General features: G+C 59.7%; 13 protein-coding genes. 4 read left to right on the top strand and 9 right to left on the bottom strand.

Annotated elements, in window-relative coordinates; genetic code table 11:
- Positions 1-170 precede the first annotated feature (170 nt).
- The 8 genes from larD to ACTM86_RS03805 all read right to left on the bottom strand — a co-directional run bounded on the left by larD (position 171) and on the right by ACTM86_RS03805 (position 12242).
- The gene (larD, locus tag ACTM86_RS03770) at positions 171-902 is read right to left on the bottom strand and encodes a D/L-lactic acid transporter LarD (RefSeq protein WP_441017382.1); all 732 of its coding nucleotides are present in this window, start codon (positions 900-902) and stop codon (positions 171-173) included.
- Positions 903-951: 49 nt separating this feature from the next.
- Positions 952-2229 (bottom strand): nickel-dependent lactate racemase, encoded by a 1278-nt coding sequence (gene larA / locus ACTM86_RS03775; protein WP_427748316.1) that lies wholly within the window; start codon positions 2227-2229, stop codon positions 952-954.
- A gap of 1117 nt (positions 2230-3346) precedes the next feature.
- Positions 3347-6160 (bottom strand): phosphoenolpyruvate carboxylase, encoded by a 2814-nt coding sequence (locus tag ACTM86_RS03780; RefSeq protein ID WP_441017379.1) that lies wholly within the window; start codon positions 6158-6160, stop codon positions 3347-3349.
- A 257-nt stretch (positions 6161-6417) separates the two neighbouring features.
- A complete protein-coding gene (gene hisS, locus ACTM86_RS03785; protein ID WP_427729192.1) occupies positions 6418-7731 on the bottom strand; it encodes a histidine--tRNA ligase in 1314 nt (437 codons plus the stop codon).
- Between the two features lie 307 nt (positions 7732-8038).
- Complete coding sequence (locus ACTM86_RS03790; protein WP_441017376.1) at positions 8039-9343, bottom strand: MFS transporter; 1305 nt, start codon at positions 9341-9343, stop codon at positions 8039-8041.
- A 3-nt stretch (positions 9344-9346) separates the two neighbouring features.
- Positions 9347-10645: a M20 family metallopeptidase gene (locus ACTM86_RS03795; RefSeq protein WP_441017374.1), complete on the bottom strand. Its 1299-nt coding sequence runs from the start codon at positions 10643-10645 to the stop codon at positions 9347-9349.
- 153 nt (positions 10646-10798) lie between these two features.
- A complete protein-coding gene (locus ACTM86_RS03800) occupies positions 10799-11761 on the bottom strand; it encodes an IS1595 family transposase (protein ID WP_441017371.1) in 963 nt (320 codons plus the stop codon).
- 55 nt (positions 11762-11816) lie between these two features.
- Positions 11817-12242, bottom strand: a complete 426-nt coding sequence (locus ACTM86_RS03805) for a hypothetical protein (RefSeq protein ID WP_441036934.1) — start codon at positions 12240-12242, stop codon at positions 11817-11819.
- 130 nt (positions 12243-12372) lie between these two features.
- Between ACTM86_RS03805 and ACTM86_RS03810 the strand changes: the two genes are divergently transcribed.
- The 4 genes from ACTM86_RS03810 (at position 12373) to ACTM86_RS03825 (ending at position 19010) form a co-directional block, all read left to right on the top strand.
- Positions 12373-14565 (top strand): DUF7601 domain-containing protein, encoded by a 2193-nt coding sequence (locus tag ACTM86_RS03810; protein WP_441036935.1) that lies wholly within the window; start codon positions 12373-12375, stop codon positions 14563-14565.
- Positions 14552-16219: a SpaA isopeptide-forming pilin-related protein gene (locus ACTM86_RS03815; protein ID WP_441036936.1), complete on the top strand. Its 1668-nt coding sequence runs from the start codon at positions 14552-14554 to the stop codon at positions 16217-16219. Before ACTM86_RS03810 ends, ACTM86_RS03815 begins: the two co-directional genes overlap by 14 nt.
- 78 nt (positions 16220-16297) lie before the next feature.
- Positions 16298-18001 (top strand): isopeptide-forming domain-containing fimbrial protein, encoded by a 1704-nt coding sequence (locus tag ACTM86_RS03820; RefSeq protein WP_441017360.1) that lies wholly within the window; start codon positions 16298-16300, stop codon positions 17999-18001.
- 76 nt (positions 18002-18077) lie between these two features.
- Complete coding sequence (locus ACTM86_RS03825; protein WP_441017358.1) at positions 18078-19010, top strand: class C sortase; 933 nt, start codon at positions 18078-18080, stop codon at positions 19008-19010.
- Positions 19011-19278: 268 nt separating this feature from the next.
- Here ACTM86_RS03825 and ACTM86_RS03830 read toward each other — a convergent pair whose 3' ends face one another.
- Positions 19279-20325 carry an IS1595 family transposase gene (locus ACTM86_RS03830; RefSeq protein WP_441036937.1) on the bottom strand — a complete coding sequence of 349 codons (1047 nt, stop codon included), beginning with the start codon at positions 20323-20325 and terminating at the stop codon, positions 19279-19281.
- Between the last annotated feature and the right edge of the window lie 45 nt (positions 20326-20370).

Here is a 20370-nt window from a genome sequence, read left to right on the forward strand (position 1 = left end):
CCTGGCCTCGATGTCGTGCTTCACCCTCAAGTCGACTCGCATAAAAAGCCTCCCATTTCTCGTGTCCAAGAAATGGGAGGCAGTTCAGTGCGCAGCGGGGGTTCTTTCATGTCCGAGGACGCGCTGGGAAGTCACCCCATGCGGCCAGCGGACTACTATGCGGCCTTGGACTAGAACATGCCCAAGAAACCGTGCACAAACAGCGCGGCCAGAGCGGCACCGATAAACGGCGCGATGCCAGGAACGAGCAGGCCGTACTTCCAGTTGTTGTCAGCCTTGTTCTTGATCGGCAGCACCTGATAGGCCATGCGAGGACCAAGGTCGCGTGCCTGGTTCATGGCGAAGCCGGTAATGCCACCCATGCCCATGCCAACGGCCCAAACGATCAGGCCGACGCAGATAGCGAGCATCAGAACGTTCTCGCCGGCGCGGCTAGCGGCAGCAAGGATGGCGCTTATGAACACAAAGGTGCAGATAGCCTCACAGAAGAAGTTGCGGGCATAGTTCGTGCCCTCGGTGGTGGGGTTGGTCGAGAAGATGTTGCGCTGGGCAATGGGGTCGACGACGCCCTCGGAAGCCTTGAACTCATCGGTGTACATAAACCAAGCGATTACGGCGCCCACAAAGCCGCCGAGCATATCGGCAATCATGAAGGGGATGCAGCTGCTCCACGGCACCAGACCGACGATGCACTGGGCAAGCACCATAGCCGGGTTCATGCACACGGCGCCGCCAAAGACAAACAGGCAGACCGAGATGCCAAAAGACCAGGTGGTGATGGCAAACATGTGGCCGGAGCCCTGATACTTGGTGCCCTTAAGCACGGTATCGCAGTGTACGCCCACGCCAAAGATGATCATGAGGGCCGTTGCACCGAATTCGCAGAGGAGTTTGGTAAGCATAAAACCTTATCTTTCTTGTCGGTTACAAACGATTCGTTTAGGCCGCGCGCTAGTGCTGAGCGACGACAACGCCCAGGCCATCGGGAATGACGGCTACCTTGGCATCGGCACCCTTCATTTCAAAGGCGAGCTTGAGCGCCTCCTCGAGGGTGTTGACCGGCGTCATATGCATATCCTTGAGCATCTGGTGATCGCACAGGTCGGTGACCATGATCACAGGGTGATGCGCCAAGATGCGGGCAAAGATCTGGCTCGTCCACTGGTCGGGCAGGGTCTCGTCCTTAGGACGGTCGATGCAGGCGCGCTCAAACTCTGCCGGATCGTTGTCAGCGATGTTGTGATAGAAGCCCTCGCCACCGTGACCATCGGCGCAACCGGCGACATCGATGATCACGCCGCCCTCGGGAAGTGTGGCCTCGGCAGCGCACATGCCCTTCACGGCCTGATAGACGTTCTGATCGAGCGGATAGCCACCGTTGGTGGTGATGGCAATCTCGCACTCGACGGGCTCAACGCCGGCAAGGCTCTTCACGAACTCGCAGCCGGCCTCGTGCGCCTTGTGAATGTCGCCGGCAAAGGAGCCGATGACCTCGTGCTTGCCGTTGAGCACCACGTTGAGCACAAAGGCAAGGTGAGCCATCTCGGCAGCGGCAAACATGTCCTCGCTCACGTGGTTGTGGCACAGGTTGCCGGCGCGCGAATGGGAATCGTTCACAAACTGGCCGTTGTGGTTGTACATGATGGTCTTGTAGCTGGCGATGCCGGGCAGCACGGACTTGCGGCTGCCAGAAAAACCGGCAAAGAAGTGCGGCTCAATAAAGCCCTCGGCAAGCAGCAGATCGCAATCGGCGGCAATCTTGTTGATGATGCACTCGCCACCAGAAGGCAGGGTGCCAATCTTTTCCATCATGCTGTCGTCGGTCGCGACGTGCATGACAATTTCCTCGTTGGCAACGATCTCCTCGCCATACTTGTTGACGAGTTCCTCGTGCGTCGATGGACGATGCATACCCGTAGCAACCAGAATGCGAACGCGCGCCTCAGGCGCAGCGGAGTGGATGTGATGCAGCAGAATAGGCATCGTCACACGCGAGGGAACGGGGCGCGTATGGTCGGAGCTAATGATGACAATATCCTTCTTGCCAGCGCAAAGCTCCTCGAGCGAAGGCGATCCATAAGGGTTGGCAAGCGACTCCTCTACCAGCTCTTCCTGCGATTTTGCAGTCTTAAACTCGTTTTGGTGACCTTCCATCACACCCGCGAAGTTCTTATCCTCGAGCTCCAGATGCAATGTCTTGTGGTCAAACGGCAGTTCACATTCAAACAATGACGAGCGCCCTCTTCCTTTCAACTGACACACTAGATAAACCGTTGGAAGGATACGCCGCTCACCGAAAAACGCCACCGTCCACCGAGTCGTTAACACAACGTTCATATTTAACCCACAACAAAACGGCCGCGACCCCAAGAGGGACCGCGGCCTCCTGTCAAAGAAGCTATAGGCAGGGTGGCTTACGCAGCGCCGAGGCAAACATCAATCCTGTGGCATGCGCGTGTAAGCTATTTTGCATAAATAGGTCAATATACTGCATAGAATGACGCATTGGGTTTCGAACCGCAACATGGTAGCCCCCTCCGGAGCGTGCATTTTTGCGAGTATTCAGCATCGCAAGATAAGATTTTGGTGTCAAAAGTCTTTCAAAAGGTAGATCGTCCTCATGACTCGTCCCATCTGGATAACATGCGGCGAGAAACCAGCCATATATGAGCATCGCCAAGGCCCAATTGTCTTGCAAAATCATCAACAAAGGCAGCGAGGGCCGGCTATGGCCTTATGCATCGATCTTTGGCTGCTGAAAACTCCGTTTTTTGCACGTCGCCCCAGGCACCACCCTCACCCAGCGGCCTTCCGCCGAAGCTGGACATCGCAGGGCCCGCCATCAGTTTACTTTTAGGCACACTCCGCAGGACGCAAGAAGCCCTCGCCGCTCTCCACGCTATGCGCGAAGCGCGCCATTCTTCTCCTCAGCTTTAATTCCAGAGGACCAAGGACGAAGGGGCCCGACGGGCTTCCCTCTGAATGCATTCCGCAGCACGAAGCCCTTTCCAAACGCGCGAAGCGCGCCATTATTCCCCCAGCAGTAATCCGCCGAAGACCGGACATCGCAGGGCCCGCCATCAGTTTACTTTTAGGCACACTCCGCAGGACGCAAGAAGCCCTCGCCGCACTCCACGCTATGCGCGAAGCGCGCCATTCTTCTCCTCAGCTTTAATTCCAGAGGACCGAGGACGAAGGGGCCCGACGGGTTTCCCTCTGAATGCATTCCGCAGCACGAAGCCCCCTTATCCGCAGCTCCGAAGGAGCAGGATAAGGGGGCTTCAAGTGCGAGGACGCATTCAGAGGGAAACCCGTCGGGCCCCGGTGAGAGCCACAGGGCTATCGATTACCCCGTGTTCTGCAGACCTGCCGAGACGCCGGTCACAGTCGAAAGAATCAGGCTCATGTACTCGGCCTTCTTCTCCTCGGCCATCTCGTCCTGGTTCATACGCACCTCGCGGAGGGCGCGGACCTGGGCGATGGACAGGGCGTCGACGTAGGGGTTACGCACGCGAACGGCACAGCCGAGCACGCGACGACGCTGCAGCGGCCACTCGTCACCGACGATGGCAAGGACCCACTTACGGGTGAGCTGCATCTCGGTAAAGACCTTCTTGGACAGATCATCGCGGTCGCCCAGATGCAGATACATCTTGGCAATGCGCTGATCGGTCTTAGCAATCGACATCTCGATGTTATCGATAAAGGTGCGGAAGAACGGCCACTCCTGGTAGGCAGCCTTGAGCTGGTCAAGATCGCCCAGCTGCTCGCAGGCGCTGCCCAGGCCGTACCAAGCGGCCAGGTTAATGCGTGCCTGGCTCCAGCTGAAAATCCACGGAATGGTACGCAGGTCGTCGAGCGACTTGGCACCCAAGCCGCGCTTGGCGGGACGCGAGCCAATCGGCAGCAGACCGACCTCGGTCAGCGGCGTCACAGTCGAGAACCACGGTGCAAAGTCCTCGGTGTTCAGCAGGTCCAGATAGCGCTCGTGGCTTGCGGCGTTGAGTTTCTCGGCCATATCCCAGAACTTCTGCGTGGTCTCGGTGTTGGTCTTCTCGACGCTCGGGGCCGACTGCAAAAGCGTTGCGGCGGCAACGGACTCAACATGGCGCTGAGCCAGCGTGCGGTTGCCGTAACGGGCAAAGATGACCTCACCCTGCTCGGTGAGCTTAAAGAAGCAGTTGACTGAACCCTTGGGCTGCGCCAGTACGGCCTTGTTGGCCGGGCCGCCACCACGGCCCACGGCGCCGCCGCGACCGTGCATGAGCACCAGGTCGATATCGTTCTTCTCGGCCCACTTGGCGATGCGCTCCTGCGCGGAGTGCAGCGCAAGCATGGCCGTGGTAGGACCGGCATCCTTGGAGGAGTCGGAGTAACCCAGCATAACCTCCATGCGGCGGTTGGTCTGGGCAAGACGCTTCTGCACCACGGGCAGCGTAAGCATCTGGTCGAGCACGTCAACACAGCCCTCGAGGTCCTCGAGCTGCTCGAACAGCGGGATCACGTCGAGCTCGGGAACGTCCTCCTCGTGTGCGAAGGACAGGTGGGCCAGCTCAAAGACGTCGGCCACATGCTGGGCACTCTTGGTAAACGAGATGATGTAGCGGTGTGCCATCTTCTTGCCGTAGCGCTTTTGGATGGAGCCGATAGCGCGGAAGGTGTCGATGACCTCGCGCGTCATGGGCTGCAGGTCGCCATGGATACCGTTTTCGTGGATATCCTTAAGGGCGCGGGCATGCACCACGGAGTGCTGACGGAACTCCATCTCGACCATATGGAAGCCGAAGGACTCGACCTGCCAGATGATGGTCTGCACCGGGCCGTAGGCGGCACGGACGGCACCGCAGGCAGCCAGCGAACGCTGGACGACGCGCAGGTCATCTAGGAACTCGTCGGCGCTGTGATACATGGTGTCGGTGATACGGCGTACGGTGGCGTTCAGACGGTCGGCCATGACGAGCATGACGGCGCGATGCGGCTCGTGCTCGGAGATAAGCTCGGCGCGGGCCGTGTAATGCGCACTCATCTCGACCTGATGGTTCCACAGGTTGATGAGCTCGGCAGACGGCTTGCTGTAGGTGGCCTCGAGCGTGAGGTTGCGGCCGATGCGGCGGCACTTGTCCTCGAGCTTGAGCACCATGTGGGTGAAGTACTTGGCGGCGACCTCACGGCTCACCTTGGCGGTGACGTTGGGGTTACCGTCGCGGTCGGAACCGATCCAGCTGCCGGGATGGAAGAACGCCGGGCACAGCGGCGGCACGGTACCGGCCTTGTCACCCAGCACCCAGTCGTCAAAGCGACGATAGATGACGGGGATGACGTCGAACAGCGTGTTATCGAAGATGTCGATGATGGTATCGGCTTCCTCGACCGGCGTGGGCTTCTTGAGCGCGATGGGGCTCGTACGCACCAGGGCGTCGATCTCCTGCAGCATATGGCGCTCGTTCTCCACCAGGTCGGAGCCGCCCAGACGCGGACGCTCCTCCAGCAGGTTAGAGATACGGCGAATCTTGCCCTCGACGGCCTTGCGACGGGCCTCGGTGGGATGCGCGGTAAAGACGGGATGGAACTCAAGCTTGCCGAGCAGCTCGTTGGCGCCCTCGACACCCATCTCATCCACCAGCTGGTGATAGGCGACGGTGAGTTCGTTGGCGGGATCGACCTCGGTATCGGTCGATGCGCCGGCCTCACGCTCGCGCAGCTGCTTCACACGGTAGTTCTCCTCCGACAGGTTTGCCAGATGGAAGAAGCTCGTAAAGGCGCGGACGATAACCTGCTGCTTATCGAGCGGTAGGCTGTCGATCAAATCGACGACCTCGCGAAACGCCACAGCAGTGGGCTCGTCGGCGGTGGGCACGCCCTGCTCGTCGACGGCCTCGTCGGCGGCACGGCTACCGGGGTTGCCGGCATTGGCCACGATCTCGGCCGACAGAATCTTGTCGAACAGGTCCGCGATCTCGGGATCATACTCGCTAAGCACACGGCGCTCCAGGCGCAGGAACAGCGCAAGGTTGTCGCGCAGCTCCTCGGGAATCTCAATCTCGGCGAGACGCTCCCTGGACTCGGCATTCGAGCCGATTCGGTTAACGAGGCGGTTGACCACGGCAGCGACGCGCGCCGCGGCTTCGGGTACAGACTGGTTGCTTAGGTTCTCAGCCACGTTTCCTCCCATTCCTCCTTCTATGCACGTAACATGCGGTATTCATTATAGGCACTTGAGAAATACTTTCGACACTGATTGCGCTTTACCACACAAAAGTATTTTCTGCATTGCAAGGCTTTTTGCCCCAAATGGTCGTATTTCTCGGTGGGCGGCATATGCAAACGGGGACATTCCGCATAAATGCGAAACACCCCCGTAACAATCGTTCGCCGCGAGCGGGACGAGTTAGCGGACCCGCAGCTCAAAATGATGCCCTACAGGCGCTCTCGAACCGCCTCGACCACGTTGGCCAGATCGACCAGTACCTCGTCATGGCTCTGCATGTCGCGCACCTTGACCTTGCCGGCGGCAAGCTCGTCGCCGCCCAAGACCAAAATGAGCTTGGCGCCCACCTTGTCGGCCTGCTTAAACTGAGCCTTGAGCGAACGACCCTGATAGTCTGCCTCGGTCACGATGCCTGCGGCGCGAAGCTTCTGCGTAATGGCAAAAACGTTCTGACGCAGTTCCTTGCCGGCGTTGGCAACGTAGACACACGGAGCCTCATCGGCACCCAGGTCGCTGCCAAAGGCCTGCAGGGCCAGCAGGGCGCGCTCAAAACCGACGGCGAAGCCGACACCGGCCGTGGGCTTGCCGCCCTCGAGCTCGACCAGGCCGTCGTAGCGGCCGCCGCCACCGATGGAGCCGACGCCGGCGCCGGGGGCCTCGACCTCAAAGACGGTACGGGTGTAGTAGTCCAGGCCGCGCACCAGGGTGGGATCCTCGACATACTCGATGCCGGCGGCATCCAGATAGCGCTTGACCTGCTCGTAGTGCTCGCGGCACTCGTCGCACAGGTTGTCACCCATCAGCGGGGCCTCGGCCATGATCTCGCGGCAATGGTCGTTCTTGCAGTCGAAGGCGCGCAGCGGGTTGAGCTCGGCGCGCTCGCGGCACTCATCGCACATCTCGTCGGCGTGATCGAGAATGAACTGCTTGACCTGCTCGCGATAGGCCGGACGGCACTGGGCATCACCCATCGAGTTAATGAGCAGACGGAGCTTGGAAAGATCGAAGCCCAGACGCTTGTAGAACTCCATGAGCATAATGATGCACTCGGCGTCCGCAGCCGGATCGGGAGCACCGAGCCACTCGATGCCCACCTGATGGAACTGACGCAGGCGGCCCTTCTGGGGGCGCTCGCCGCGGAACATGGCCTCGGCATAGTAGGCCTTAAACGGCGTGGAGCCCTGGGGCACCAGGTTGTTCTCCACGACGGCGCGCACCACGCCGGCAGTGCCCTCGGGACGAAGCGCCAAGCGCTGTTTGGGCTTGAGCTTGGCATCGGTGCCCTCGGTAAAGACACGCTCCAGGTTGGCGCCGCTAAACACGCGGAACATCTCCTTGCGCACGACATCGGTCGACTGGCCGATGCCGTGGACAAACACGTCCACCTGCTCGATCGCGGGCGTCTCGATGGGCTTAAAGCCAAACGGCTCGAACACGCCGGCAGCGATCCGCTGCATCTTTTGCCAGGCGCGCATCTCGGCGCCGATTAGGTCGCGGGTTCCCTCCGCCTTCTGTGCCTGCATGGGCAAACACCTTTCTTTTAGTATCGCGTCATAGGTAGTGGTCATTATACGGCACAAAAACAAAACGCGGCGACGCGTCTGACCGAACGAGGGTATGGGGGCTCGTTCGGCCAGACGTGCCGCCGCTGCAGCCGATCCGCTTTCCTCCGCCCCCTTCGAATCACACGATCTGTTGGGGACAGAGGAAAACGGATCATTTTGTATGCCCGTGGCCGCCTTGGAAACCGAATGATGGTACGAGCATCCATTCGGCTTCCAAGGCGGCCACGGACAGAACACGGGGCGAGCAGAAAAGAGCGACGGACGTCTACTCCCCCGCCACGCTCGCACGCAGCTTAGCGGCGATGGGCTCGGATGCCAGCAGGAATACGAGCATGACCACAGAACACACCAGGCACACGATCCAGGTGCTCGCAAAGGAGCCCGTGGCATCGAACAGCACGCCCGAGACAATGGCACCCACGGTGCCGCCGACCATCTCGAGCGAGGTAATGGTGCCCGTGACCTTGCCCAGATCGGCCATGCCAAACTGCTTGGACGCGGCGATAGTGGGCGTGATGGTGCCCATGCACGTTCCGACACCAAAGCTCACGGCAGCCACGATGGGACCAAGATCGGTCGCGGGGAAGCACAGGGCGACGCAGGCGATAATGCACGCAACGGATCCCAACACGTTGCCAAAACGTAGGCCAAAGCGATCGTAAATGACGTCGAGCGAAATCTTGGCGATAACGACGGTGACCATATAGGCCGAAAGCACAGTGCCCGCCCACACGGGATCGTGACCGCCCGTGACGATCTTGGCGCCGTTGACGGTAACGCTCGTCATGTTGGTGACCTGGTTGGGCAAGATGGCACCGTTAACGAGGCCCATAAAGAGAAAGGCGACGACAAGCAGCCAAAACGCCGGGCTCTTCTTGATGCGAGACCAACCGACGTTAACCTCGGGAGCCGTGTGCTCGTCCTTGTCGCCAGCTGTCGAGACGGACGGATCGCCCGGGTTCTCGCCGAGCGGCTTAAGGCCTATCTCAGAAGGCTTGGTACGGAAGGAATAGGCCGTGATGGGCAGCGCCGCCACCATGCAGATAGCCGCGAGCACCAGGAAGGCGGAACGCCAGCCAACGCTCACGATAAGCGAGCTCACGGTGGGAGAAAGAACAGCGCCTCCAAAGCCCGAGCCCGAAAGTGCTATGGAGATCGCAAGACCTCGCTTGGCCGTAAACCAGTTGGCGGTCACAAGGCTAATGAGCAGGCGGGTCGAGGCGACGGCAAAGCAGCCCGAGACGGCAAAGAGCACGTAGACCTGCCACAACTCACCGACAAAGCTCATCCCGGCAAGAACGGCAGAGGTGGCGATAACGGTAAGGGAACCCAAGATGCGACCGCTCACTTTGTCGGCAACATGGCCAATGACAAGCGAGCCGACAACGCTCACCACGGTTGAGATGGCGTTGGAGATGTTGTACTGAGCAAGGGAAATGCCCAAGTCGCTCACGATAAGCGGCTGAAACAGGCTCATGCAGTTAACGAAAATCGTGTAACACGTGGCCATGATGACAAAGCCGGAAGCCACGACGAGCCAACCGGGGAAGAATTTATGCTGCTGGGACATGGATTACTCCTTGTGGTCGGCGATATAGCCCAGGGCGACCGCCGCATAAGCCGCGGCGCCGAGCGGCAACTCGGCATCGCTAAAGCGTGCCTTGGGATGGTGCTGGGCAAAGTGCTCGTCCGTATCGGTCACAGCCGCACCGAACGTAAAGTACGCGCTCGGTATCTCGCTCGAGATAAGCGCAAAGTCCTCGCTCGCCATGGCATGGAACAGCGGCAGGAAGGCGGCCTTGGGCAACGTCGCACCCACATAGCCAAGCGAAGCCTGGGTCATATCGTCATCGAGCACGAGCGGGGGAACATCCGAGAGCGTCTCAATAGTCGCCGGCGTACGATAGGTCGTGGCAACGCCTTTGACGACCTCCGCGATGCGGGTCTTGAGGTGCTCCATGAGCTCAACGTCAAAGCCGCGCAATGTTCCCTCGAGCACGCAGGTGTCGGGAATCACATTGGCCGCTTGGCCACCGGCAAACTTACCCACGGTGAGTGCGACCTCCTTGGCCGCCGGCACCTCGCGAGCGATAAGCTCCTGGAACGCCAGGTGCACATGCACGCCTGCCGTGATGGGGTCGATGCAGATCTCGGGGCTCGAACCGTGGCCGCCCTTGCCCTGCAGCGTGATGCGGAAACCGTACACGCCCGAAAGCGCCGGGCTGCCGTAGAGCACCAGGCCAAGCGGCGACTGGCTGTTGACATGCATGGCAAAAGCCGCCTGAGGACGCGGGTTCTCGAGCAAGCCGTCGGCGATGGCAGCACGTGCCCCCTCAAAGGTCTCCTCGCCCGGCTGGAACAACAGCTTGACAGTGGCATTGGCGTCGACAAGCGCGGCCTCGCGAGCCTTGAGCAGGCGCGCCGCACCAAGCAGCGCCGTCGCGTGCATATCATGACCGCAAGCATGCATGCAGCCATTGGTAGATGCAAAGGGCTCGCCGGATTCCTCGACAACGGGCAGGGCATCCATGTCGCCGCGCAGCATAACGACCGTACCGGCCTGTTCGTCCGTGCAGACGCCATTGCCCTGGGCCGCGGCGGCACCGGCACCAACAAGGCCCACAACGCAGGAACCATCGACGAGCGTGGAAAATGGGATGTCCATCTCGTTCAGGCGCGCTTGGATATACGCAGAGGTCTGTGGGAGGTCGTTACCGAGTTCGGGCATCCGATGCAAATCGTGACGCCATGCGGCAAGCTCATCGGCAAAAGCCTGAGCCTCTTTGACCAGACCGTCGCCAATGGCGGCTTGCGCCGCCGCTGAGGTCTGAAGCGCTGGTTGTGGTTGGAAATCGGACAGAGCTGGTGCCATAGATGCCCTCCAGTAAAGTTTTAGCAGCAAGCACTTTCATACTCTAAAGTGCAGGGCATAACTTTAAAGGCGACGCATAAAAAACGCCGCCCCAGAGGGACGGCGCAACAGATTGTTTACAAACGCGCTCGCGGCTTTTTACGCAACTCTCTGTTAGACCAGCATTGACGTAGCCGCTCCCTGCCGTTGCCAATAGTCCCAGAAGGGCTGGGGACGATCGATCATCTGGCGCCTCGTATGCTCGTAGAAGCCGCAGGCGCTCTGGCCGGAAAGCGTCTGAAGCCCGTCTGCGTCCGAGCGCCTTGCCTGCTCGAGCCAAAGGAACCAGGAGAGGTAGTGGTCCAGCCACTTGGTGGATACGCCGTGGAATGGGGCAAGGAAGATGCGCAGCCTCTGGTGCATCGCGTTGACCATGCCAAGCTCGCCGTCCTTCTGCAGGCGCGTGTCGGTGGCGGCATGCTCGGTGATGCCGAGGGCGGGAAGCACGCGCTTGTAGCCCTGATGGGCGTCGGTCGCCACCCAGGTGCCAGGACCGAGACCCTTGATGGCGCCTCTCAGGGCCTCATCCTTCGGCCTTCCCCTGTCGGCCACGCGGCAGAGCTCGTCTCCGGCATCATTGGCTCCGCAGATGGCGCAGACCTTGAGGTTGGAGATGCCGCGCGCATGGACGGCGCCGCCGTGCTTGTGGGGCTTCCTCGGCATCTTGGCAGCACTCCTTGCCCTGTTTCCCGTGAGGGACTCGTCGAGGTAGGCGCCGTCTACCTGCCAGGAGACCGAAGGTCCGGTCCTGAAGGCGAGAAGCGAGCGCTCCATAACCTCGCAGAGTCTCATGCGCATGAACCAGGAGGTCCTGAGGCACACATGGCACGTCTTCGCGCACTGCCTCAGGCTTGAGCCCGAAAGCGTTGCTTCCACGAAGAGCGCCCAGGTCATGGCATCGAGCTTCGAGGCGGCGAGCAGGCCCCTGCTCTTGGACGAGAATGTCCTCCCGCACCCCTTGCAGAGCCAGCGCTGGGAGCCGTCGGCATTGTGCCCTTTCCTGATGAAATTTGTAGAGACAGCATGAATAACAGCTGCGGTCCGCACAATTCCGAGCTTGATTGTAGGAGTATTCATAACGATAAGTGCTACTAAATAGTTCTCAAAACTAAGGGATAGCGATAGGCACAGATTAGGGCGGATAGATGAAATTGGGGAGAGGGAGCGGCACTGCTCTTATTGCAGCAATGTGCGCCATTGTTCTGGCATTGTTCCTGGTGCCTATACGTACCTTTGCGGGCGAGGAAAGCGCAGCGGAGACTGCGGCATCGGCAGATGCCACCGTCACGCCATCCGCAGACGATAGTGCAGGGACTGCCGGCAGCTCCACAAGCAGCACGTCTGCCAAAGCAGCCGCAGGCACTTCGTCTGTATCAGAAACGGCAGGTGCCAGCCCTTCTTCCTCTTCAGCATCTTCTGATACGTCGTCCTCTTCGAGCGCTTCCGCAGGCTCTGAGAACACCAGCTCCTCTGCTGCAGGGCAGAGCAGCTCTGACAGCGCTGCAACGACACTTGCTGCACAGATTCTGGCATCGCCCCTGACTGCGACAGGCGGCATCACAATCCAATACGACACAGCTACCGACATTCATTATGTAGCGGATTCCGAAAGCGCCAACGGCCGCATCATCCTCTACTGCATGAACAACTCGTCGCACTGGCCGCATACCACGCTGAGCATTCCGAACGTGCCCTCCTATGTCGAAGGCTATCTGACGCCGGAAAAATTCAAGCCCCAGGCAGACTACGATGCCTGCATGAACAAGCTCCTCGCTATACTCTACGCCGGCTATCCCTACAATGGCCTGAACATGTATCAGATTGTTGATAAGGCCACCGGCATCACCGAGGACCAGTTCAATGTAATACTTACGGTGCCTGATGTCCTGCGCACCGATTTCCCTAGCACCATCGGCAACGAAGTATTTTCCTATGATGACTACGCGAACAAGAACACCGACCACCTTAATAGGCTGAGCGAATTCATCCAGCAGGTCATCATGATGAGCCTCAGAAATACGACGAGCACTTCTGGCCTCACGGCAGCCCAGATCCAGTCGATGCCGTTCTATCAGGCGGCGCTGTGCCTTGCCTGGTCGGACTCGTACAACACCACGCCGCTCGGCATGTATGACGCGCTTCACTCGGGCGAGTACTACGTCACCGAGGCACAGGCCTACGAGGCCACCCAGTATGCCATCTGGGCGGCGCTCGGCGACTACGGCATCGAATACAACACGCTCAAGTCGGATAGCAGCGAGGTCACGCAGAAGGCGCTTGCCGTCAAGCTCCTCAACTACGCGACCGCCGACCAGGTTCTGCGCAGCGAACCCGATGAATCCAACGTGTCGATCACAGGCGATGCGGCCTTTGTCTACGATCCCAGTTCGGGTACGTGGAAGACAGGGGCTCTCAAGATCGCCGAAGGCACGAACTACAACGGCATGTACACGCTCACGCTGCCTGATGGCGTGACGGCCCAGACGGCAAATGGGTCAACAGTGACAAGCATCGCCGCAGGAATTTCGTTCTATCTGGTCTCCTCGACCAAGCCAACATCGACCGACATGAAGATTACGGCATCGAGCACGCTCACCTGGCTGCAGAAATACCGCCAGTACTCGCCCAATCCCGAAACCTATACTGCCTCTGACGGCAAGAATTTCCAGCACATGATCGGCGCTGTCATCAAACAGAAGCAGGTGAACGCCACGCTGGCGCTGAAACCCGCGAACGAGGGCAGCCTCACTGTCTCTAAGTCGGTGGTGGGGGAGACGAACTCCGCAACCGACTTCACCTTCACGGTCACGCTGGGCAACAAGAACATCAACGGGAAATACGGGGACATGACGTTCACGAATGGCGTGGCGACTGTCACCTTGAAGGCTGGCAAATCTGCAACGGCCGAGCATCTGCCTGCAGGGACGACCTATACGGTTACAGAAACCGAAAATGCAGACTACTCGCCTGACAAGACTGTCGATACGGGCGCGATTGTGAAGGACGCGACCGCTACGGCTGCCTTCACCAACACCCGCCTCTACAAGCTTACGGTGAGCAAGACTGTCTCGGGCCAGGCGGCAGATGCTTCGCAGACCTTTGCCTTCACGGTCACGCTGAAGGGTGCGGACGGAAAGCCGCTCTCCGGCACGTATGCCTATACCGGTGGCTCGGTGTCAGGCTCTTCTGCCACAGCTCCTGCAAATGGCACGATCACGTTCGACGCCAACGGCGAGGGGCCGGTCAGCCTGAGCAGCGGACAGCAGATCACGATCGGGGGCATCCCCTCCGGCAGCAGCTATACGGTGCAAGAGGTCACGAGCAATGAGGACAATGCCCTGGAGTACGACGTTACGTATAACGGAACGCAGACTGTGCCTTCAGGCACGCTTTCGGCCGATGCGACCGTCGCGGTCGTCAATGCTGTGCAGGAAGGCGCGCTTTCAGTGACCAAGCACGTGACGGGTGAGGTTAACTCCACGAGGAATTTCAACTTCACGGTGACGCTCGGCGGATCGGGTGCAAACCTCACGGGCACATACGGCGGCATGGAATTCTCCAACGGAGTGGCAACCTTTACGCTTGCTGACGGCCAGACCAAGACTGTCGAGCATTTGCCGGCAGGTGCTACCTATACCGTGACCGAGGAGCCAAACGATAATTACACCACCACGTCCGAGAATGCGGAAGGCACGATTGCAAAGGGCGTGACGTCTCAGGCAAGCTTCACCAACACGCGCAGCATGTCTTCGCTTCCTCTTACCGGATCTGATGGAGTGGGACCGACCTACCTTGCAGGCATTGCCGTGCTTGCTGGCGCGGCAGTCTGGATGCACATCCGCCGCAATGCTTCTGCGAAGGGCGGTGATGGCCGTGACTAGGAAGAACCGCTTCTCTGCTATCAAGCACAGCCTCATCCTCGCTGCCATCACAGCGTTCGCGCTCCTTCTCGCTGTGCCTGCTCCTGCATATGCATCGGGCACGGGAAATCTGACCGTCAATGCCACCGATGGCTCATCGACTGAATTTGTCGCCTACCAGATCTTCGCTGCCGATGTGGCAGATGGCTCGAATGGCACGAAGACTGTCGCGAACATCGCGTGGGCAACCGACATAGCCGCCTCGGTTGTCCCCAAGGCAATCAAGAGCGTCAATCCGTCGGTAAGTGCTGAAAGCGTCGCAGATGCAGACGGTGCTGCTCAATGGATCAGAAACAATGTCCAGAGCGGCTCAGCTGCTGCCCAGGGCTCTGTTCCTTACGCAATCGCTTCTGCTCTCATGCAGACGGCAGCTGATGGGGAGACCCTTGAAGCAGGCGTGCCCAAGCCTCTGAGCGCAGGTTACTGGATTATCGTGAGCAGGGATTCGAGCGTCGGCCAGGACCAGTCCGGCACTTCTGCCATCCTTGTGGTGGTCGGCGGTTCCGATGTGACAGTTGCTGCCAAGTCCGGCGTGCCGACGGTGGAAAAGCAGGTGCTCGAGGATTCGAACGATGCCTGGCAGAAGCAGGCGGATGCCACAGCAGGAGACGACCTTTACTGGCGTCTCGATGCGACGGTGCCTTCCATTCTCTCGAGCTACACCTCCTACAAGATCGTCTTCGATGACACGCTTGGTGTCGGTCTTGCCGAGCCTTCCGATATCCATGTCTACCTTGCTCCTGCAGCCGCAGACGTATGGGAGACAGGTACTGAGATCTCTTCAGACTGGACAGAGCTCGGCGATGAGGAATATACACACATCTATACGCCTGCAGCAGATGGCGGAAGCTTCAAGGTCGCGCTCGATCTGGTGGAGGCTGTCAAGGCCCATGCAATCGACGCCTCCCAAGGAGTGCGGGTTGTCGTTGTCTACGATGCGTCCCTGAGCGCATCTCTCGGGACCGGCATGGGGAACGGCAATGTGAATACCGTTACGCTCATCTATCCAAAGTCGACCTATTCGACCGAGACGACCACTACACAGGAATCCAAGGCGGTTGCCTATAGCTGGAATCTCATCCTCACGAAGCGCGACGCAGATGACGGCACGCCGCTGTCCGGAGCGGTGCTGAGGATCAGAGACGACAAGGGACGCTATCTGACCACGGATGGCACCTGGTCTTCCAATGAGGCGACTATCACGACCGGAAGCGACGGCACTATCTCCGTCCGAGGTGTCGACGCGGGCACCTTCACGGTGGAGGAAGTTTCGGCACCGGCCGGATACCGCGCATTTGCGGGGACACGGACCATCACGCTTGCGGTTCCTTACGAGCCGAACCAGATCGTGTCTGGCCCTGCTACGGGGAACTCAGCTGCAGCCGAACTCTCTGCAGAGTCTCCGCTCAAAGCGTCTGGCTTCGATAGCGCGATCGGCATAGCTACGGTATCGGTGCCCAATGCACATGAAGAGACTTCCATTCTCGAGAAGCTTGGCCTTCCCGACATGAGCGATCTGAACCCTTCTGGCCTTGCTCTGGGGCTTGTGGTTCTAGGAGCAGCCATTCTGATAGCGGCAGGAGTTCTCAGAAGAAGAGGGGGAGACAGGCATTAGGTACGGACGCTGGATGCAGAAAGCATCCTGCGATTGCAGACAGACTTAGATCCACGTATGAAATAAATGGAGGACACTATGAAGCAGCACACAAGCATTGCCGCCAAGGCCATAGCAGCAGGCCTGAGCTTTGCGTTGACGATGGGGAGCGTGGCAGCACCGGTCACGATCGCACTGGCAGATGACACAGGCACTTCTGCGAGCAGCACCACGACGACTGCGGCTAGCAAGACGGGCTCTGTGACTATCGAGAAGAATGCTAACAACACCTCCGATGCCACGACGACGATCGGCTATCAGATCTTTACAGCCGATGTCGTGGACAACGGAATCGGAACACCGAAGACCGCCTCGAATATCGCCTGGGCGAGCGACGAGGTTGCGACGGTGGTCAATGCCCAGATCACGGCATTCGCCGAGGAATCTGGCAGCACCTATAAGGGAACGACCGCCCAGGAAGCCGCAGACTACCTGGCGACGCATCTTCCTGCGGAAGGAAGCTCCGGTACGGACACGATCATCGAGAGCGGGAAGCTCTATTCCAATATCGCTAACGCCCTGCGTGCTGACGAGAATCTGACCCCGACGACGCTCACGATCGGTGAGCCGCAAGACCTCTCCGAAGGCTACTGGCTCTTCCTCACTGATAGCGATTCGACCAACAACGGCACCAACCAGGTGGGTACCGCTCCCATCTATGCGGTGGTAGGTGGCAGCGCCCTCACCATTTCGCCCAAGACCGACCTTCCCACGGTAACCAAGCAAGTGAAGAACGATAAAACAGGCGCCGATTGGGGCAACGTCGCCGATTCCCAGGTAGGCCAGAATCTGCAGTACCGTCTGACCGGCACGGTCGCTGACGCACTGCCCAGCTACAGAACCTACTACTACAAGTTCACCGATACCCTCTCTGCTGGCCTGACCGCCGACAAATCGTCTGTTGCGGTCACGGTGAAAACGGACAACACAGAGTATACGGTTGCGCCGACTTCGTACACGACGTCGCTTACGACCAACACCGACGGCACGAGCACGCTCGGGGTGGAGTTCACCGACCTCAAGAGCCTGACAGACGCCTCCGGTACAAAGATTCCGGTGAATGCGGGCACCCATGTGTATGTGACCTATAACGCAAAGCTCAACTCCTCCGCAGTGATGGCAAGTGACTCCAACGACAACTCCGTCAAGCTCACCTACTCCAATAACCCCGGCACCGACAGCACGGGCGATACCGCGCCGGCGAGCGTGCGCGACTACACCTACAAGCTCAATCTGGTGAAGGTCGACAGCTCGCAGCAGAGCACGAAGCTTTCCGGCGCGAAGTTCACCATCCAGGCGACAAAGCCCGATGAGGGCGCCGGTACGAAGTACGTGCAGGCAGACGGTACCCTGGGCACCGACGCTCACGAATTCACGACGGGTGACGACGGCTCCATTTCCGTGTCTGGCCTCGATGTGGGCACCTACACGGTGGTCGAAACCCAGGCTCCGAAGGGCTACAACACGGTAGCGAGCTTCGATTTCTCGATCATGGCCACCTACGACGCTGCCGGTGTGCTTACCAAGGTGGGTGCGAGTACCACGAACGCCACCGCTGCCGACGCCTCGGTGGGCAGCGATGACGCTGTCACCGTCACTGTCAAGGACAAGGCGGGCATGAGCCTGCCTCTTACCGGCCAGGCGGGCGTGACGCTTACCTGGGTTGCCGGCGGTGTCGTCCTTGCCTTCGGTATCACGCATCTTGTGCGTTCCCGCAAGCGTGACGAGAACAGCGCTGAGTAGCATCTGTCCTGCACGTCATTCATGCTCTGGCAGGCCCCGCTTGTGCGGGGCCTGTTCTTTGAGAAGGTGAGATCGTTTGGGAAAAGATCGGGGTAAAAGCGCCAGACGCAGGCTGCCGCGCTGGGCAGACCGGCTCATCACGGCTCTGGTGATCCTTTTCGGTGTCGGCCTTCTTGTGTGGCCGTGGGTGGTCGATTGCTTCGAAAGCCAGGGTGTCGGCGCTACGATCTCGAAGGTCACAGCTGAGGTCGATGCGCTTCCTGCTGACCAGAAGCAGTGGTATCTCCAGCAGGCACAGAGCTACAATGCCGTGCTTGCCGGAGATGAGCCCTCGATACTCGAAGAGGATATCGTTTCCTATGGTCAGCAGCTCACCTATGAGAACGACCCTATGATGAGCTGGATCGAGATTCCTTCCATCAATGTCAGCATGCCGATCTATCACGGCACCTCCGATGCGGTCCTGATGGCAGGTGTGGGACATCTCGAAGGCTCGAGCCTGCCTGTCGGAGGCACATCGACGCATACGGTCCTGACGGCGCACTCCGGCATGCGGAACCTCAGGATGTTCGACGATATCCATGAGCTCGAGGAAGGCGATATCGTCCTGCTGCATACGATGGGAGATGTCTTGGCCTACCGGGTCACCTCTTCGGAGGTGGTCTGGCCTGACGAGACGGAATCTCTTGCCATCCAGCCAGGTCAGGATCTCCTGACGCTTGTCACCTGCACGCCGTACGGCGTGAACGACCATCGGCTTCTGGTCCACTGCGTGAGGACCGACTATTCGCAGGAGGAAGCACAGGAAGCATCAATGCTTCAGAACAGGCACTGGGGTGCCCGTGAATGGGCTGTCCTTATCGTGGTCGTTGCCGCCGCTGCCCTTGTCCTCGATATCGTTATCTACCGTCTCCGCAGGAAGGCAAAGCTCAAGAAGAAAGCACGGGATCAGGGACCATCCGGCAGTGATGAGCCAGACACCCTTTTGCCCGGACAGAAGAAGAGATAGGAAGCGAAGGCCCGCCATCTGTGCGGGTCTTCTTTGCTGCCGGAGGCCTTTCTGCGAACCTGTGCCGGAGCGTCTTATACCGTTCACGGAATCGGGAGGATATCTTTCCGGGCTTGCCAGAGCACGGGCCAGGAACCTTGCTATGACTCCTTCAATCTGCAAAGGTGCAGCTTGCAGCTGCAATGGGTGCTGAGTGTCCGTGACGAGCACGTCGCTGAATGTCTATGGATGCGTATACATCTTTCCGGCATGGACAGCAGTCTCTCTGTTAGACCAGCATTGACGTAGCCGCTCCCTGCCGTTGCCAATAGTCCCAGAAGGGCTGGGGACGATCGATCATCTGGCGCCTCGTATGCTCGTAGAAGCCGCAGGCGCTCTGGCCGGAAAGCGTCTGAAGCCCGTCTGCGTCCGAGCGCCTTGCCTGCTCGAGCCAAAGGAACCAGGAGAGGTAGTGGTCCAGCCACTTGGTGGATACGCCGTGGAATGGGGCAAGGAAGATGCGCAGCCTCTGGTGCATCGCGTTGACCATGCCAAGCTCGCCGTCCTTCTGCAGGCGCGTGTCGGTGGCGGCATGCTCGGTGATGCCGAGGGCGGGAAGCACGCGCTTGTAGCCCTGATGGGCGTCGGTCGCCACCCAGGTGCCAGGACCGAGACCCTTGATGGCGCCTCTCAGGGCCTCATCCTTCGGCCTTCCCCTGTCGGCCACGCGGCAGAGCTCGTCTCCGGCATCATTGGCTCCGCAGATGACGCAGACCTTGAGGTAGGAGATGCCGCGCGCATGGACGGCGCCGCCGTGCTTGTGGGGCTTCCTCGGCATCTTGGCAGCACTCCTTGCCCTGTTTCCCGTGAGGGACTCGTCGAGGTAGGCGCCGTCTACCTGCCAGGAGACCGAAGGTCCGGTCCTGAAGGCGAGAAGCGAGCGCTCCATAACCTCGCAGAGTCTCATGCGCATGAACCAGGAGGTCCTGAGGCACACATGGCACGTCTTCGCGCACTGCCTCAGGCTTGAGCCCGAAAGCTTTGCTTCCACGAAGAGCGCCCAGGTCGTGGCATCGAGCTTCGAGGCGGCGAGCAGGCCCCTGCTCTTGGACGAGAATGTCCTCCCGCACCCCTTGCAGAGCCAGCGCTGGGAGCCGTCGGCATTGTGCCCTTTCCTGATGAAGGAGGAAGAGCCGCACCGGGGGCATGATCTGGGCGTCGCGCCATCCGCCTGCTTGCCAAGCTCGCGCGCGACCGCCGCCTTCGTGGCACAGATGAGATCACGCTTCTCCCCGAGGGAGAGCCCCTCCATCTCATGGAGTATGATGTCCAGCATCCCGTCCCCGTCTCTTCGATGTTGATGTTTGGCGACATTCATCTT

Source organism: Collinsella sp. HCP3S3_E11 (genome assembly GCF_052067375.1).
In the GTDB taxonomy this organism is placed as follows: domain Bacteria; phylum Actinomycetota; class Coriobacteriia; order Coriobacteriales; family Coriobacteriaceae; genus Collinsella.

Bases quoted from the DNA above. Each gene is read 5' to 3' on its own strand.
- larD (WP_441017382.1), bottom strand. From the start codon at position 902: ATGCTTACCAAACTCCTCTGCGAATTCGGTGCAACGGCCCTCATGATC.
- hisS (WP_427729192.1), bottom strand. From the start codon at position 7,731: ATGCAGGCACAGAAGGCGGAGGGAACCCGCGACCTAATCGGCGCCGAG.
- ACTM86_RS03790 (WP_441017376.1), bottom strand. From the start codon at position 9,343: ATGTCCCAGCAGCATAAATTCTTCCCCGGTTGGCTCGTCGTGGCTTCC.
- ACTM86_RS03795 (WP_441017374.1), bottom strand. From the start codon at position 10,645: ATGGCACCAGCTCTGTCCGATTTCCAACCACAACCAGCGCTTCAGACC.
- ACTM86_RS03800 (WP_441017371.1), bottom strand. From the start codon at position 11,761: ATGAATACTCCTACAATCAAGCTCGGAATTGTGCGGACCGCAGCTGTT.
- ACTM86_RS03805 (WP_441036934.1), bottom strand. From the start codon at position 12,242: ATGCCGCCTGTCGCAGTCAGGGGCGATGCCAGAATCTGTGCAGCAAGT.
- ACTM86_RS03815 (WP_441036936.1), top strand. From the start codon at position 14,552: ATGGCCGTGACTAGGAAGAACCGCTTCTCTGCTATCAAGCACAGCCTC.
- ACTM86_RS03820 (WP_441017360.1), top strand. From the start codon at position 16,298: ATGAAGCAGCACACAAGCATTGCCGCCAAGGCCATAGCAGCAGGCCTG.
- ACTM86_RS03830 (WP_441036937.1), bottom strand. From the start codon at position 20,325: ATGCTGGACATCATACTCCATGAGATGGAGGGGCTCTCCCTCGGGGAG.